Annotated in this window: 18 protein-coding genes; 4 read left to right on the top strand and 14 right to left on the bottom strand. The window is 62.3% G+C overall.

Annotated features, from left to right (window positions below):
- Positions 1–43 precede the first annotated feature (43 nt).
- The 4 genes from grxC to SALA_RS00640 form a co-directional block, all read right to left on the bottom strand.
- A complete protein-coding gene (grxC, locus tag SALA_RS00655) occupies positions 44–319 on the bottom strand; it encodes a glutaredoxin 3 (RefSeq protein ID WP_003045043.1) in 276 nt (91 codons plus the stop codon).
- Between the two features lie 13 nt (positions 320–332).
- Complete coding sequence (gene msrA, locus SALA_RS00650) at positions 333–848, bottom strand: peptide-methionine (S)-S-oxide reductase MsrA (protein ID WP_011540447.1); 516 nt, start codon at positions 846–848, stop codon at positions 333–335.
- A 2-nt stretch (positions 849–850) separates the two neighbouring features.
- On the bottom strand, positions 851–1,294 hold the full coding sequence (msrB, locus tag SALA_RS00645; RefSeq protein WP_003045036.1) for a peptide-methionine (R)-S-oxide reductase MsrB: 444 nt from the start codon (positions 1,292–1,294) through the stop codon (positions 851–853).
- 96 nt (positions 1,295–1,390) lie between these two features.
- Positions 1,391–2,029, bottom strand: coding sequence for a peroxiredoxin-like family protein (locus tag SALA_RS00640; protein ID WP_160328030.1), 639 nt, complete (start codon positions 2,027–2,029; stop codon positions 1,391–1,393).
- Positions 2,030–2,436: 407 nt separating this feature from the next.
- Here SALA_RS00640 and SALA_RS00635 point away from each other — a divergent pair, with 407 nt between their 5' ends.
- The 3 genes from SALA_RS00635 (at position 2,437) to SALA_RS00625 (ending at position 5,825) form a co-directional block, all read left to right on the top strand.
- Positions 2,437–3,342, top strand: a complete 906-nt coding sequence (locus SALA_RS00635) for a LysR family transcriptional regulator (protein WP_011540445.1) — start codon at positions 2,437–2,439, stop codon at positions 3,340–3,342.
- Positions 3,339–4,319, top strand: a complete 981-nt coding sequence (locus SALA_RS00630) for a YeeE/YedE thiosulfate transporter family protein (RefSeq protein WP_003045029.1) — start codon at positions 3,339–3,341, stop codon at positions 4,317–4,319. The genes SALA_RS00635 and SALA_RS00630 overlap by 4 nt, the downstream gene beginning before the upstream one ends.
- Before the next feature lie 81 nt (positions 4,320–4,400).
- Positions 4,401–5,825 carry a dihydrolipoyl dehydrogenase gene (locus tag SALA_RS00625; protein ID WP_003045026.1) on the top strand — a complete coding sequence of 475 codons (1,425 nt, stop codon included), beginning with the start codon at positions 4,401–4,403 and terminating at the stop codon, positions 5,823–5,825.
- A 278-nt stretch (positions 5,826–6,103) separates the two neighbouring features.
- Here the strand turns inward: SALA_RS00625 and SALA_RS00620 are convergent, their stop codons facing one another.
- The 5 genes from SALA_RS00620 to SALA_RS17025 all read right to left on the bottom strand — a co-directional run bounded on the left by SALA_RS00620 (position 6,104) and on the right by SALA_RS17025 (position 9,134).
- Positions 6,104–6,598 carry a YkgB family protein gene (locus SALA_RS00620; protein ID WP_003045023.1) on the bottom strand — a complete coding sequence of 165 codons (495 nt, stop codon included), beginning with the start codon at positions 6,596–6,598 and terminating at the stop codon, positions 6,104–6,106.
- Between the two features lie 41 nt (positions 6,599–6,639).
- Positions 6,640–7,176 (bottom strand): MarR family winged helix-turn-helix transcriptional regulator, encoded by a 537-nt coding sequence (locus SALA_RS00615; protein ID WP_003045020.1) that lies wholly within the window; start codon positions 7,174–7,176, stop codon positions 6,640–6,642.
- Between the two features lie 67 nt (positions 7,177–7,243).
- A complete protein-coding gene (locus tag SALA_RS00610; RefSeq protein WP_011540443.1) occupies positions 7,244–8,263 on the bottom strand; it encodes an MBL fold metallo-hydrolase in 1,020 nt (339 codons plus the stop codon).
- Positions 8,260–8,862 (bottom strand): peptide-methionine (S)-S-oxide reductase, encoded by a 603-nt coding sequence (locus SALA_RS00605; protein WP_011540442.1) that lies wholly within the window; start codon positions 8,860–8,862, stop codon positions 8,260–8,262. The genes SALA_RS00610 and SALA_RS00605 overlap by 4 nt, the downstream gene beginning before the upstream one ends.
- 38 nt (positions 8,863–8,900) lie before the next feature.
- On the bottom strand, positions 8,901–9,134 hold the full coding sequence (locus SALA_RS17025) for a hypothetical protein (RefSeq protein WP_152998725.1): 234 nt from the start codon (positions 9,132–9,134) through the stop codon (positions 8,901–8,903).
- 148 nt (positions 9,135–9,282) lie between these two features.
- Between SALA_RS17025 and SALA_RS00600 the strand changes: the two genes are divergently transcribed.
- Entirely contained in the window at positions 9,283–9,609 is a 327-nt protein-coding gene (locus tag SALA_RS00600; RefSeq protein ID WP_040590181.1) for a hypothetical protein, read from the top strand.
- 145 nt (positions 9,610–9,754) lie between these two features.
- Here the strand turns inward: SALA_RS00600 and gnd are convergent, their stop codons facing one another.
- From gnd to SALA_RS00575, 5 genes are all read right to left on the bottom strand, one after another.
- Positions 9,755–10,732 carry a phosphogluconate dehydrogenase (NAD(+)-dependent, decarboxylating) gene (gene gnd, locus SALA_RS00595; protein WP_003045013.1) on the bottom strand — a complete coding sequence of 326 codons (978 nt, stop codon included), beginning with the start codon at positions 10,730–10,732 and terminating at the stop codon, positions 9,755–9,757.
- Positions 10,733–10,991: 259 nt separating this feature from the next.
- Positions 10,992–11,255, bottom strand: coding sequence for a hypothetical protein (locus SALA_RS00590; protein WP_003045008.1), 264 nt, complete (start codon positions 11,253–11,255; stop codon positions 10,992–10,994).
- A gap of 91 nt (positions 11,256–11,346) precedes the next feature.
- Complete coding sequence (gene argS / locus SALA_RS00585) at positions 11,347–13,083, bottom strand: arginine--tRNA ligase (protein WP_040590197.1); 1,737 nt, start codon at positions 13,081–13,083, stop codon at positions 11,347–11,349.
- A gap of 33 nt (positions 13,084–13,116) precedes the next feature.
- Positions 13,117–13,398, bottom strand: a complete 282-nt coding sequence (locus SALA_RS00580; RefSeq protein ID WP_003045002.1) for a DUF427 domain-containing protein — start codon at positions 13,396–13,398, stop codon at positions 13,117–13,119.
- A gap of 52 nt (positions 13,399–13,450) precedes the next feature.
- Complete coding sequence (locus SALA_RS00575) at positions 13,451–14,716, bottom strand: thiolase family protein (RefSeq protein WP_011540440.1); 1,266 nt, start codon at positions 14,714–14,716, stop codon at positions 13,451–13,453.
- Positions 14,717–14,773: the final 57 nt, after the last annotated feature.

Below are 14,773 nucleotides of genomic sequence, written 5' to 3'. Positions count from 1 at the left end.
ACGCGCAAACGGGCGCCCGCTGTTCGGCGGACGCCCGTTAGTTTCAGACGAGCATCTTTTCGCGCAGCAGCAAATCGAGGCCGCCGTCGGCATCGAGCGCCACCAGATCATCCGACCCGCCCACATGCGTACCGTTGATGAAGATCTGCGGAACCGTCCTGCGTCCACCAGACGCTGTCTGCATTGCACGGAACTGCACCGGATCATCTTCGACGTCGATTTCGATCCAGTCGGTCACCCCCTTGGCGCGAAGATGCGCCTTGGCCCGGTGACAAAAGGGGCAATAGTCCTTGGTATAGAGGGTTATGTTCGGTTTCATTTCATGTCTCCGATCAAGCTGCCTCAGACCGCTCGCCGGCCGATGGAAGGACCCAGGCGGCGCGCGGAAAGTGGCAGGTGTAACCATTGGGACGGCGCTCCAGATAATCCTGGTGCTCCGGCTCCGCCTCCCAGAAGGGGCCAATCGGCTCCAACTCGCTCGCTACCTTTCCCGGCCAGAGGCCGGATGCGTTGACGTCCGCGATCGTCTGCAACGCGGTTTCACGCTGCGCTTCGTCGGCATAATAGATCGCCGAGCGATAGCTCCCGCCGCGGTCGTTGCCCTGGCGATTGCGCGTGGTCGGATCGTGGATCTGGAAGAAAAATTCGAGGATCCGGCGGTAGCTGATCTGATCGGGATCGAAATTGATCTCGATCGCCTCGGCGTGCGTGCCGTGGTTGCGATAGGTCGCGTTCGGCACATCGCCGCCGCTGTAACCGACACGGGTGCTGACGACGCCGGGGAGTTTGCGGATCAGGTCCTGCATGCCCCAGAAGCAGCCGCCGGCAAGGATGGAACGTTCGGTCATGATCAATTCTCCTCGATCTGGTTCAGAAATTCGGAATAGCCCTCGGCTTCCATGTCATCGCGGTGGACGAAGCGGAGTGAAGCCGAGTTGATGCAGTAGCGCTGGCCGCCACGGTCGCGCGGACCGTCGGGAAACACATGTCCCAAGTGGCTGTCGCCATGAGCCGAGCGCACCTCGGTGCGGATCATCCCGTAGCTGTCGTCGCGTATTTCATCGACATTGGCGGGGACGATGGGCTTGGTGAAGCTCGGCCATCCACTGCCGGAATCGAATTTGTCGGTCGAGGCGAACAAGGGCTCGCCGCTGACGATATCGACGTAGATGCCGGGCTCCTTATTGTGCAGCAGTTCCCCACTGCCGGCACGCTCGGTGCCGCCTTCCTGGGTGACATGGCGCTGTTGGGGCGTCAGCTTCGCAATGGCTTCGCTGGTCTTGAGGTAGGTCATTCGATATCTCCTTTGTCTGACAGTTGCGGCACGTCTTTCCACCCCGGTGCGCCGCATGCGCGCCGGTGGAGACAGTCCCGAAATTCGAAATTTGGCTCAGAGGCGGTCGAGGATGCTCATGAGAACCGCCGGGTCGAGCCGGTTGCGATAATTGGGATCGAGAAAACTATATCTGATGATCCCGTCGGTACTGATCACATAGGTTGCCGGCATCGGAATGCGCCAGTCGGCGCCGTCGTCGCCTGCGACCATCCCGTCCGCAAGCGCCGCCCGGCGCATACTCTCGGGCAGTTCGAAGGCGAGGCCATAATCGCTCGCGACCGTCATTCCGCGATCGGCGAGTAACGGAAGCGTCATTTCCTCGGCCCGCGCCATTGCGATGCTGTCGGCGAGCGGCTGCGGGGAGATCGCGAGCAGGCTCGCTCCTCTATCCTCGACCGCTTGCGCCGCCTTCGACATCGCCCGAAGTTCGGCGCGGCAGAAGGGGCACCATCCGCCGCGAAAGAAACTCAGGACCACTGGTCCGCCAATCAATCGGCCACGCAGCGAGACTGTGCCGCCGAGGGCGTTTTCCAGCAGGAACTCCGGCGCGACATCTCCGGCCTGGACAGCCGAGACCTCGATGCCCATGGCCAGGATCTGCCGATCGCCTTCGGCGATTGCCACCCTCCCCTCGTCGCCGGCTGCCTGGAAATAGGCTTGCTCGATCATGCTCATGTCCGTTCGGAAGTTCATTCGACTCTTCTGCATCGAAAATTGGGGAGGGGAAAGGCTGGCGCGGCTCGCGCCAGCCTTTCCTTCAATGTCCACCTCGAGCCGGGCGCCGGGAGTCACGCCCAGCCCAAGGTGGATCGAGCGAAGCGACGAAGCCGGGAAGGGGAATTACCGGCTCGGACGTCGCGTCCGGGCTCGAGGCTTTTGCGGCGGTAAGGGAAGGCCGCCGCAACCCGCAAGGAAACGGACCCCGCGATCCAGGGCCGCGAAAGCGGCGTCGGTTCTGATCTGGCATTCATGATGGTCATCTCAAAACTCCAGGAGGCTTTGTCTCGGGTCCGTTTTTGCGGATGAGCCGTATTTAGGCTGTAGCGATTGCTTGCGGCAGATGGGTTGAGTCGATAGGACCTATTCCGCAGGGGAATGAAATGGATCGACTTGCCGTCATGGAGCAGTTCCTCGCCGTGGCCGAGGCGGGTTCCTTTTCCGCGGCGGCGCGACGGCTCAATGTCGGTCAGCCATCGATTTCGAAAGCCGTGGCGCAGCTTGAGGCCTATCTCGGCGTCCGGCTGTTCCAGCGCTCAACCCGCAGCCTGACGCTCACCGAGGCGGGCCGTCGCTACCGCGACGGCGCCGAGCGTGCGATTGCAGCCGCCGCCGCCGCGGAGATTGCCGCCAAGGAAGACGGGGGCCGTCTCGCCGGACCGGTGCGCGTCGTGGTCCCGACTTGCCTTGCCCGGCTGCATCTCGTGCCGCGTCTCCGGGAATTCTCTGATCGCTTTCCCGAAGTCACGCTCGATCTGGAGATCACCGATCGCGAAACCGATGTCGTGGCATCGGGCGTGGATATCGCGCTGCGAATTGGCACGCTCGCCGACACCGCGCTCGTCGCCTCTCGCATGGCGCGCACGCGGATGGCGCTGGTCGCGAACAAGGCCGAAAATGGTCTCGACGCCCCGCACAATTTCATGGGGCAGCCCGCGATCATCTCGCGCCTTCATCATGCGAAGAATAGCTGGGTCTTCCGCCATGGCAGCGCGCGCATCGCGATCATGGTGCATCCTGCGCTCATTCTCGACAGCGACGACGCAGCCCGGTCGGCAGCGCTTGCCGGTCTCGGCTATGCGATGTTGCCCCGGCCCTTCGTCGCCGATCTGATCGATACCGGCGATCTTGTCGAGTTGCTGCCCAACCATATGCTCGAAGACATTGATCTATGGGCCCTGCTGCCGGCTGGCCGCGACCAGACCGCGAGAGTGCGCGCTTTTCTCGACTGGCTCCGCCCGCAGATGAACGCGATCTTTGCCGATGAGCGACCCGGCTTGCTCTCATGAACGCTATTGCGGTTGCCATCGCTGCTTCGATGCTGAGTTTTGCGATGGGTTTCGCGATCAGGCGGGGGACGGTCTGCGTGGTCGTTGCGGCGCAGGATCTTGTCGTGCGGCGCCGACCCGACAAGTTCATCGGGTTCGCGACGGCGGCTTGCTGGTCAGGGCTTCTGCTTGTTCCACTGGCATGGACCGCACCAGCTGTTTTCCATCTGTCCCCGGGCTACGACCAGCTGATCCAGGCTTTCCTGTTCGGGTGTCTTTACGGGATCGGCGCGTGGGCGAACCAGGCTTGCGGCTTTGGAACACTCGCGCATTTGACCGGCGGCAGGCTCGGATATCTTCTGACCCTCGCCGGCTGGGTAATCGGCGCCTCGTTCATATCCAAAGTCTACAGGCCCCAGCAAATTCCCGAGCCCTCGCTGCTTGCGACGTCACCGCTCGCCGCGATAGCGGCGTGGCTGGCCTTCGCCGCAGTCTGCTGGTGGAGCTGGCCGCGCCTGCGACTGTTGCGCCGCCGGTCGCGCTGGCGCAAGATGCTGCTTGGACGCGCGCGGATGCGTCCCTTCGAGGCCATGCTCATCATCGGCATCGGCGGCGGCCTGCTGTACGCCTGCGCCGGGAGCTGGACCTATCTGGGCCTCCTGTCCAGCTACGCCTCGCAGCTCGTCATGCACGATTTCGCCCCGATTTCTCCTTTGCCGGCGCTTTTGGGCACCGCGATGATGATCGGCGGCGGACTATTTGCAGCCGTCCGCTCCGCCAGCTTCCGGTTGCGCGGCACCAACTGGCGTCAAGGCTCGCGGCATCTCGTCGGCGGCACCATCATGGGGTTGGCCACCCAGCTCATCCCGGGCGGCAATGGGGTCATCATCGTCTACGGGCTGCCCTCCTTCGCTCCCCATGCCCTGACCGCCTATTTCGGGATGACATTGACCCTCATGCTCATCTTCGCCGCCACAAACTATTCCCGCAGGGCATAGAAACCATGCCCACGGGCCAACTGTTTTTGCGCGCTCGATGCGCGCAATATGCGCATCGTGTAATCAGGAAGGGACAGCGGGATGACCGATTTCGACTATGACGTGGCGATAATCGGCGCGGGCACCGCTGGAATGTCGGCGTACCGGGAAGCGCTCAAATATAGCGATCGCGTCGTCATGATCGATGGCGGCCCCTTGGGGACCACATGCGCCCGCGTTGGCTGCATGCCCTCCAAATTGCTGATCGCTGCGGCAGAGGCGCGCCACCGTGCCGAAAGCGTCGGCCTGTTCGGACTTCGCGCCGGACCCGTCGAGGTCGATGGTGTGCAGGTCATGAACCGCGTCCGCGCCGAGCGCGACCACTTTGTTAGCTTCGCCACCGAGGCGATTGCGGGGTTTGCACCCGGAGGCCTGCTTCGCGAGCAGGCGCGTTTTGTCGATGACAATCGGCTCGAACTTGCGAGCGGCAAGCAGATCAGCGCGCGCAGCATCGTGATCGCAACGGGCTCGCGGCCGGTCGTACCCGCAGGCCTGGAACCGGCGGGCGATCGGCTGATTTTCAACGACCAACTGTTCGACTGGACCGATCTGCCGTCCTCGGTTGCAGTCTTCGGCACCGGCGCGATCGGGTTGGAGCTCGGGCAGGCTTTGCATCGCCTCGGTGTCCGCACCCATATCTATGGGCGCGGCGGCAGCGTCGGCCCGCTCACCGATCCCGACGTCGCGGCTTATGCGGCGGCACAGTTCTCGAGCGAAATTCCTATCGACTGGATGGCAGCCGATGCAAGCGTCGCGCGCGACGGGGACGCTGTGATCGTCCGGTCAGCGGGGGGCGAGGAGCGGTTCGATTATCTCCTCGCGGCCGCAGGCCGACGGGCCAATGTCGACAATCTCGGACTGGAAAACACCTCGCTCACGCTCGATGCCCATGGCGTCCCCACTTATGATCACCTGTCGATGCGCGCCAGTTACAGCGACATCTTCATCGCGGGCGACTCGGCGGTCGATCTCTCGCTCCTTCACGAGGCCGCGGACGAAGGCCGGGTGGCAGGCGAAAATGCCGCGCGCTATCCGCACAGCTATCGCCGCGCGCGCCGGACCCCGTTGACGATCGTCTTCACCGATCCCCAGATCGCCATCGCCGGGCGCAGCCATGCCGACCTTCTTCGCGACCGGATGGATTTCGCCATCGGCGAAGTGTCGTTCGAAGACCAGGGACGGGCTCGCATATTGGGGCTCAACCGGGGATTGCTGCGCGTCTATGGCGATCGGCCGAGCGGGTTGCTGCTTGGCGCCGAAATCTTCGGTCCAGCGGCGGAACATCTCGCTCATCTCCTCGCCTGGTCGATCGAGAGCCGGCTCACCGTCGCCGAATTGCTCGAACGACCCTTCTATCATCCTGTCATTGAGGAAGGGCTGCGCACCGCGCTTCGCCACCTCAACCACCATCTCGGGTTCGGACCGAATCCGCCGCTGCGCTGCATCGACTGTGGTCCGGGAGGCTAGGCCAAGCGGTGCCCGCCTTCGGCTCGGATAGAATATCGGCACCTTGCAACGGCGCAAATCCGGCAGAGCCTTTGCCCGAGCCTGGATCGCGCACGGCCGAGGGGGAGATCCGCCCTGATTTCCTGCTCGCGCGAGCGAAGCATAGCGTTCCGGCCTCACCTCCCCGGTGGGGCGGAAAGCCCGCGAGGATCGATGAGCAAGCTCGCGGCGCCTGTCGCTGGGGGAGCCTCACGCTCCCCGCCACAGGTCCGCATCGTAACTTGCGGTTTGTTGGTGCCTTAGACCTGGGCGTCGGCAGGCTTTTTCCGTCGGATAGCCGCCGAGAGTAATACCAGCGAAGCGGCAAGCAGAACGGCGTCTTTCAACAGAAATTGCCCGGGGATGGCCGAAATGGCCGGGAACCCGCCGGCGGTCGGCTCTGCGACACCAGGCGTTGACAAGAAGAATGTCAAGGTGATGGTATAGGTCGCCACCGACATGGCGCCGCCGAGGACCGAGAAAATCGGTTTGAATGCACCGAGGATCAGGGCAGCGGCCGTGGCGAGTTCCATCGTGCCGATGAACTGGCTGGCGCCCTGGACGCCGAACAGCGGGTGAAGCCAGCTCATAAGCGGGCTGTGTTCGATGAATGGGGCAATGCCTTGCGCCTCATAAGCCGTGAATTTCATGCCGCCGAACCACAGAAAGACAATGACTAGGGCCCATCGCAGCAGAGCGAGTTCGCGCATTTGATGCTCGGGGACGCTGAATGAATATTTCTCCAATAAGCTCATAATCAATGCCCTTTTTGTTGATGGAAATGTGGCGAGAGGCGTCAGTTTGTAATTCCGGGACCGACGATGTCGGTCGGACAGTTGGTGCACTTCTCTTCGTCGCAGAAACGGCAGGTCGTGCGCGCGCGCACTTCGTCGCGCGGCAATGACGCGAGGATGGTTTCCGCGACGCGCTCCAGCGCAGCGCGGTCCTTCTCGCCGACCGCAGCGAGCAACCCGGTGATCGCTGTGCTGCGCAGATTCAGGAGCGCCCTGCGTTCCGTCTCGCCGCCGGACGTCAACGACACGTGCATGACGCGGCGATCGCCGGGGGATTGCGATTTCGAGACGAAATTCTGAGCGACCAGCCGTTCGACCACGCGGGCAGCACCGGCATGCGACAGGCGCAGGGCCTTGCCGATCTGGTCGATCGAAAGGCCCGGTTCATGGCCGATGAGGCTCAATGCCGCCGCGGTCTCCCCGCCGGCCGGAAAGCGCTGTGATATCGCACCGCGCATCTCATCCGACACCCCCTGCGCGAGGGCGCCGAAGAGATTGATCAGCCGATCGGAAGGTGAAGCGTCCTTGGTCAATCGCATTCCAGTTTATATGCGTCGCGCATATAAATAGCGCAGCGGCTGGAGAATGCAAGAGGCGATGCGAGCTTCAGAGCTTGAGCCTCTCCTTCATGGGCTCGCGATCCGTCTGTTCGATGGGGTACCAGCGGTAGCCGGATCCGTCGGCGGCAATGTGACCCACCCCCGGGAACGGAAGATGGGGCGCCGCAATCATCATACGGTCGCGAGCGAAGCGGGTGAACGCGGCTTTCCGCACGGCGCGCGCCTCGTCCTGGCGAACATCGAAAGTGATCGTCACGTCGGGGCGTGGAAATTGAACCGCGCCGGCGTGGATGACATCGCCGACGAAGACGATACTCTGCCCCTTGCTGGTCAAGGTGTAGAAGGCGGTGCCCGGGGTGTGCCCAGGCTGCAGTTCGGCACGAATGCCCGGCACGACTTCGCCATCGGTATCGATCGGCTTCACCCGGCCGGCCGTGACATAGGGCGTCAGCGTCTGCTCGGTCTGGGTCCAGAAGCGCTTGTCGATCCCGCTTTTAGCCGCGTTGGCAACATCGGAGAAAAAGCGAATATCTGCACCGCCGGCATAGACCGTCGCGCGCGGGAAGACGATCTTGCCCGCCTTCGTGAGACCGCCGCTATGGTCGCTGTGGACATGGGTGATGAGTATGTCGGTGATTGTCTCCGGCGCGGCCCCAGCTGCTGCCAGCGCTTCGAGCAGCCTGCCGCCGTTGCCTAGGCCGAAAAGATCGCCGGCACCGACATCGACAAGGATCCGCCGCCCGTTGAAGTCGATCAGATAAGCGTTGATCGAAGCCTCTGCGGGATTGGCTAGGAAACTGCGGGCAAGAATTTCGTCGATCGTTTGCGCCGAGACGCCGCGCAGCAACTGGTGCAGGTCCAGCGGGACCGACCCATCCGACAATGCCGTTATCTGGGCATCGCCAATCGTAAATCGATAAATTGCGGGAGCGGTCTGGCGGACGGTCCCGGCTATGGTGTCGGGCACCGCGGCGGGCGTCGGAGCCGCTAAACCGGGAGAAGAGGATATCGGGCCAAGCAGCGCCAGGGCGAGAGGGAGAATAGTGAATGGCTTTTTGATCATCATGGCGACGTCCTTGATTGAGTTGCGATGGATGAAGAACTGTCAGTCATTATCCCAGCGCTGGCGGGGTCTTGCGAGACATTGTCGCGATCGACAGCGTGCTCGGCGACAGAGTTCGGTTCAGGCAGGGCCACTTCCGAAAAATGCTGCCGAATATAGTCCAGCTTGGGATCGATGAAGCGGCGGCAGAAGGGTCGGCTCGGATCGGTTCGATAATAGTTCTGGTAACGCTCGTCCGAAGCCTTGAAGCTTCTGAACGGCAGAACCAGGGTATGCGCCGTATTGCCGAATTCCTCGGCAAATCGGACGATCGCCAGTTCGGCCTCATGCCGCTGGTTGTCATCGAAAATATAGATCGCGCTGCGGTACTTGTCGCTAGGAGAGCGGGCCCGGGTGGCTGAATGCGTTCTCAGATGCACCTCGCACAGCGTTGCCAACGGAATGATTGAAGGATCGAAGGTGACGATCACCCCTTCTGACCAGCTATCTGCCGGAGCGTCCGATTGGACAAAGCCCTGGTCGACCTGCGCAACGCCGCGCAGCGCCTGGAACACCCCTTCGGTGCACCAATGGCACCCCCCTCCAAAGCCGATCTTCGCCATCTTCACCTCTCGCGCCTAGACGTATTTCTTTCCGCGGATCAGCGCCGTCTCGCGCGCCTGAGCCTTCTGGCTGCGGACGCAATCAATGTAAGCATCAGCGCGCCGATAAGAACGCCCAGTAGCAGTGGACTGTGGACATGCATCATCGCTGGGCGCAAATACAGGCCGACTAACCCGAGGATCACGAAAGCGACCGATGCAAGTCGCAATGCGCGCCAAGCACGGGGTTTGTTGTCTTTGAACCAAAGGGAAGTTCCGAAGATATTGATCATAAATGGTTGCCTTCCGGCAGCAAGGTTCAAGGTACGCAGTAAGTCAGAGCGGCCGTGCACATTCCGAACGAAGCCAGGTTTCCTGCACGCTGCTGAAGCCGGCCTCGCGTAATGTCTGGGTCGCCGCAGCCAACCGCTGGCCCCGCCGATGCAGGAGGTTAACGAACGCGCGGAGTATTTCGAGCCGGGGATCAGCGAGTGTCCCATTTGCACGCCGTCCCGGGAGAAGTTGATGTTTCTTGAAGAGGGCCTGCGCGAGACCGGCTCGCGATCCGAACCTTTGGCCTTTCTCGCTCCGCGCCAGTGCGATTACCGTCAGTTCCATCGGCGTGAAGATGAAGGCGCCGGATGGAAGTATCTCTGGCTCGATGAGGTGCAGCACTGTGGCGCGAGCTCCCTTGTTCTCTTCATCGTCTTCGCGGCCGTACCTATTTTAACGAACCGCGGCGCCGTTGAAGATTGTCCGTTCGGCTAAGACGCTCTCATTCATCCTGGGGCGCAGCGTCAGGCACGCCGTCGCTTCTGTGTCAGCCGTTGCGCCGACTATCGCAGTGAGCCAGACGTTTTTCCAATAGGCTGTGCCTATAGTTTTCATAGCGCCGGATAGCGTGACGCGTCACTTATTGCGGCATCTCGACATGCCCACCGAAGCCAAAGCGCATCGCCGAGAGAAGCTTGTCGCCAAAAGTGTGGTCGACGCGGCTGCGGTAGCGCGCAAACAAGGCGGCCGAAAGGACATAGGCCGGGACGGCTTCTTCCATTGCCGCATCGATCGTCCACCGGCCCTCGCCAGAGTCCGAGACCTGGCCGGTGAATTGCTCGAGCATCGGATCCCTGGCCAGGCCGATCGCGCAAAGGTCGAGCAGCCAGGACGAGATGACACTGCCGCGACGCCAGACTTCGGCCACGTCGGTCAGGTTGATGTCGAAGCGTTCATCAGGCTCGAGCCGTTCGGAGGACTTGCCCTTGAGAATGTCGAAGCCCTCGGCATAGGCCTGCATCAGGCCATATTCGATTCCGTTGTGGACCATCTTGACGAAATGCCCGGCGCCGGTTGGGCCGGCGTGGATATAGCCGCGCTCGGCGCGACTGTCGGGCGCGTCGCGTCCAATGGTGCGGACGATCGAACCATAGCCCGGCGCGAGCGTATCGAAGATGGGATCCAGCAGATCGACGATCTCCTTGTCGCCGCCGATCATCATGCAATAACCGCGTTCGAGCCCCCATATCCCGCCTGATGTGCCAACATCGATATAATGGAGCCCCTTGTCCCTTGCCGCAGCACCACATTTGATGTCGTCTTTGTAGAAGCTGTTGCCGCCATCGATGATGATGTCGCCGGGCTCCGACAATTCCATCAGCTTGTCGACCGTGTCTTGGGTGGGAGCGCCCGCCGGGAGCATTACCCAGAAGATCCGCGGCGCAGTGAGTTTGGCGACGACATCTTCAAGCGAATTCGCTCCGATGGCACCTTCACCGGCGAGCTGAGTAACCGCGGCCGGATCGCGATTGAAGGCGACGACCTCGTGGCCGCCGCGCATCAGCCGACGCGCGATATTGGCACCCATGCGGCCGAGGCCGATCATTGCAAGACGCATTGTTCAAATCCTTCTGTCAGAAGTTCACCCGGCGCGGACAGTTCCGACCAACGCCCCGCCGTCACGATCCAACGAGACCGCACCGCTCGCTGGCAGGTTACCATGAGTATGCAAATTTCGCCGCGCCTTGGCACTGAATGGAGGATGAGTTCATCGCCAGACGAAGTCCAATAACCAGGCGCTATAGTTTCGATACCCATTTAGCGACATGCGCAGTGCCGGGGCGGACATTGCGAACAGAGCAGCGACTGCGACACCCTCAGTCCGGTTGGAAGCCAAGCACGAAATCCACGACCTTTTTCGCAGACATCTCGCACGGCTTGAGCGATGTTTTGCCTGATGTGAACCGATACAGGTTGAAGCTGACGATGTCGGTCCCAGCCAACTCCCTGGCAAACAGGCTGTTGCGGCGCCCGTCGTCGGACCGCCGGACGATCAAGCCGAAACGCCGGCCTTCGTGAATGCCTTCGCTATGACCCTCGGGAAGCCTTTTGAAGGCAGCGTCGAAATCGGTAAGCTCCATCTCGTTCCACCAGTATCAGAAGACGCACAGCATGTTCGGGCCCGCCAACTCTGGCGCGCGCAACGAGCCCCAGGAACAAGCGCGCATTCGACTAGGCCCTCTCCATCTCATGTGTCGGTTCAACCCCCATCAGCGCCAGGCCGTTGCGGATGACCTGCCCGATCGCGGCGGCCAGGAACAACCGCGCGCGGCTAACCGGCAGGTTTTCCGGGTAGGCGAAGCGGCGCGTCGGGTCGGCATTTCCTGTGTTCCACAGCGCATGGAATTCCGCGGCCAGCCCCTCAAGGAAGAAGGCGATCCGGTGCGGCTCGCGCGCTGCCGCAGCCGCCTCGACGATGCGGGGGAATTCTGCCGCACGCTTCACAAGCGTAAGGCTCGGACCGTCCAGAAGAGCGAGATCGGGCGGGTCGCCCAACTCGATACCCGCTTCGGCCGCGCGGCTTGCTAGCGAGCAAATCCGCGCATGGGCATATTGCACATAGAAGACCGGATTATCCTTCGATGCCTCGACGACGGTCGCAAAGTCGAAGTCCATGGACGCTTCCGCTTTGCGGGTCAGCATCATGAAGCGAACGACGTCCTTTCCGACTTCTCGAATGACATCGGCCAGCGTGACGAAATTGCCTGCGCGCTTGGACATCTTGACCGGCTCACCCGCGCGCAGCAGCCGCACGATCTGCACCAGCTTGACGTCGAACCGCTTCCTGCCTTCGGTTAGAGCTTCGGCGGCGGCAACGATGCGCATCACGGTCCCGGCATGATCGGCGCCCCAGATGTCGATCAGTTCGTCGGCATCGCGCGCCTTCTCGAAATGATAGGCCAGATCCACGCCGAAATAGGTCCAGCTCCCATCCGGTTTACGGATAGGACGGTCCTGGTCATCGCCAAATTTCGTCGACCGGAACAGCGGCAGCGCGATCGGCTCCCAGTCCTTGGAGACTTCACCCTTCGGAGGTTCGAGAACGCCGTCATAGACAAGATCGCGCTCGCGCAGCCAGGCCTCGGCATCATCCGGCTTTCCGGCAGCGACGAGGTCCGCCTCCGACGCGAAGCGGTCGTGACTTATGCCGAGCAGCGCCAGATCTTCGCGGATCGTCTCCATCATCGCGGCAACGGTCCGCGCACGAAAGATTGCGAGCCAGTCCGTCTCCGGGGCGTCGGCATAGCGGCCCCCAAAATCGGCGGCCAGCGCCTCCCCGACCGGCTTCAGATAATCGCCCGGGTATAGACCTTCCGCTATCTCGCCGAGGCTCTCGCCCAACGCCTCGCGATATCTCTGGTGTGCCGAGCGAGCGAGAATATCGACCTGCCCGCCGGCATCATTGATATAATATTCGCGGATGACGCGATGGCCGGTGAAAGCGAGCAGGTTGGCGAGCGCATCTCCGACCACTGCCCCTCGGCAGTGCCCCATATGCATCGGACCGGTCGGGTTGGCCGAGACAAACTCTATATTCACCGTCTTGCCCGCGCCGACGGGCGACATGCCGTAGCGGTCCTTCTGGTCCGCAATCACCGCCAGCTCGTTTTGCCAGGCCTGGTCGGTCAGCCGGATATTTACAAAGCCCGGGCCAGCGACGGCCACGTCTGCAACATCCTCCAACATGGCCAACCGGCCCGCCAACTTCTCAGCGAGTTGGCGCGGATGCGTGCCGGTAAGTTTTGCCAGGACCATCGCCGCGTTGGTCGACAGATCGCCATGCGCCGGGTCGTGCGGACGCTCCACGGTCAGCCCCGCCCGGTCGAGGCCCGCAGGAACGTCCCCCGCCACCTGCAGATCGCCAATTACCCGCGCGAGATGATCAAGGATGCGCGCATGAAGCGACACAGCCATCAGCGAAGGCCCGCTGCGCCTTGGCTGCTATCCAACCTCTACGCCTTTCCAGAAAGCGATGTGATCCCGGATGGCTTCCGCAACCGGATTCGGATCGGGATATGACCAAGCCGCGTCCGCGTTGAGCGCGCTGCCTACGCGGATATGGAAGTATCTCGCGGTGCCCTTGATCGGGCAGACAGAAGTGTGTGCGCTCGCTTCAAGGAGCTCCTGATTGACCGCGGAAGGTGGGAAATAGTGGTTTCCCTCGACGACGATTGTCTCGTCGCTTGCGGCGATGGTGGTGTCGTTCCAAACTGCTGAGACCAACGGAATATCCTCTCATATTGTCAATGGCACGGCGTTCGCAGCGGCCCGTGAATCAGGGGCGTTCGAGGAGTGCGACGGTGCCTTGGCCGCCGTCGGCGCAGATGCTGACGATTGCCCGTGATCCGCTCGGCATGTCCCAGAGCTCCTTCACTGCCTGGCTGAGGTCGCGCGCGCCTGTCGCGCCGAAGGGATGACCGATTGCTACCGAGCCCCCGTTGGGATTGACGCGGTCCCAGTCGAAGTCGCCCAAATCCGACTGGACACCGGCGGTTTCGCGCACCCACTCCCGGTCGGTGATGGCCGCGACATTCGCCAGGACCTGGGCGGCGAAGGCTTCGTGGATTTCCCAAAGAGCGATATCGGAGAAGCTTAGTTGATGCCGCGCGAGCAGACGTGGAATGCCATAGGAGGGTGCCATCAACAGACCCTCGGTGTGGAAATCGACGGCCGACACCTCGTAATCGATGAGCCGCGCGTAGGGGGTGCCCGCCGGCAGTCGTGCCACGCCGGCTTCGTTTGCCACCCAGCAACCGGCGGCGCCATCCGTTATCGGCGAGCTGTTGCCGGCAGTCAGCGTTCCCCTGCCACTGTCGCGATCGAAGACGGGCTTGAGTGCGGCAAGCCGTTCGGGCGACGTATCGGCGCGGGGGTTCGCATCGCGCGCCAGTTCAGGAAGGGAAATCGCGAGATCGTCGAAGAAACCTCGCTCCCAACCAGCGACCGACCGCTGGTGGCTCTTTAGCGCCCAATCGTCCTGCGCCTCGCGCGAGATCCGCCAGGCCTTGGCGGTGTCCTCCATATGATCGCCCATTGTCCTGCCGGTGATCCGGTTGGCCCATCCCTTGGTCGGGAGCACATAGTCGTGGAGGGCAAGAGACTGGAGGGCCGCAAGCGCCGCCGCTGGATCTTGCGCAAAGAGGTCGGTGAGCCGCTTCGATGCATCGGCCGTCAAAGCGATGGGAGGTCGGCTCATGACTTCGGCACCGCCCACCATCGTGAGATCGGTTCCTCCGCCCAGCATCCCTGCCGCAGCGAAAGTCGCCGTCATGCTGGTAGAGCATGCCAAAACGACCGAAAATGCGGGGACATTCGGATTGAGCTTGGCGTCAAGCCAGGTCTCGCGAGCAATGTTGCTCCAACCCAAATTCGGGATCACGGTACCCCAGATGAGAAGATCCGGCTCTGCTTGCGCCGCCATCGCCTGCACAAGAGGGACGGACAAAGAGACGGCATCATAAGCAGCCAAAGCCCCTCCGCCGCGGCCGAAGGGAGTGCGAAGGCCGGCGGCAACAAAGACGGGTTCAGCAAAGCGGCTCATGACGATCTCCAAATATTATCCGCAGGGTGAAAGGTGGGGCGCGACGGAGTATGCGCC

It is taken from the genome of Sphingopyxis alaskensis RB2256, from assembly GCF_000013985.1.
In the GTDB taxonomy this organism is placed as follows: Bacteria; Pseudomonadota; Alphaproteobacteria; order Sphingomonadales; family Sphingomonadaceae; genus Sphingopyxis; species Sphingopyxis alaskensis.
This window is presented reverse-complemented; position numbering and strand designations above follow the sequence as displayed.

Coding starts and splice junctions, on each gene's coding strand:
- grxC (WP_003045043.1), bottom strand. CDS start 319: ATGAAACCGAACATAACCCTCTATACCAAGGACTATTGCCCCTTTTGT.
- msrA (WP_011540447.1), bottom strand. CDS start 848: ATGACCGAACGTTCCATCCTTGCCGGCGGCTGCTTCTGGGGCATGCAG.
- msrB (WP_003045036.1), bottom strand. CDS start 1,294: ATGACCTACCTCAAGACCAGCGAAGCCATTGCGAAGCTGACGCCCCAA.
- SALA_RS00640 (WP_160328030.1), bottom strand. CDS start 2,029: ATGAACTTCCGAACGGACATGAGCATGATCGAGCAAGCCTATTTCCAG.
- SALA_RS00635 (WP_011540445.1), top strand. CDS start 2,437: ATGGATCGACTTGCCGTCATGGAGCAGTTCCTCGCCGTGGCCGAGGCG.
- SALA_RS00630 (WP_003045029.1), top strand. CDS start 3,339: ATGAACGCTATTGCGGTTGCCATCGCTGCTTCGATGCTGAGTTTTGCG.
- SALA_RS00625 (WP_003045026.1), top strand. CDS start 4,401: ATGACCGATTTCGACTATGACGTGGCGATAATCGGCGCGGGCACCGCT.
- SALA_RS00620 (WP_003045023.1), bottom strand. CDS start 6,598: ATGAGCTTATTGGAGAAATATTCATTCAGCGTCCCCGAGCATCAAATG.
- SALA_RS00615 (WP_003045020.1), bottom strand. CDS start 7,176: ATGCGATTGACCAAGGACGCTTCACCTTCCGATCGGCTGATCAATCTC.
- SALA_RS00610 (WP_011540443.1), bottom strand. CDS start 8,263: ATGATGATCAAAAAGCCATTCACTATTCTCCCTCTCGCCCTGGCGCTG.
- SALA_RS00605 (WP_011540442.1), bottom strand. CDS start 8,862: ATGGCGAAGATCGGCTTTGGAGGGGGGTGCCATTGGTGCACCGAAGGG.
- SALA_RS17025 (WP_152998725.1), bottom strand. CDS start 9,134: ATGATCAATATCTTCGGAACTTCCCTTTGGTTCAAAGACAACAAACCC.
- SALA_RS00600 (WP_040590181.1), top strand. CDS start 9,283: ATGCAGGAGGTTAACGAACGCGCGGAGTATTTCGAGCCGGGGATCAGC.
- gnd (WP_003045013.1), bottom strand. CDS start 10,732: ATGCGTCTTGCAATGATCGGCCTCGGCCGCATGGGTGCCAATATCGCG.
- SALA_RS00590 (WP_003045008.1), bottom strand. CDS start 11,255: ATGGAGCTTACCGATTTCGACGCTGCCTTCAAAAGGCTTCCCGAGGGT.
- SALA_RS00575 (WP_011540440.1), bottom strand. CDS start 14,716: ATGAGCCGCTTTGCTGAACCCGTCTTTGTTGCCGCCGGCCTTCGCACT.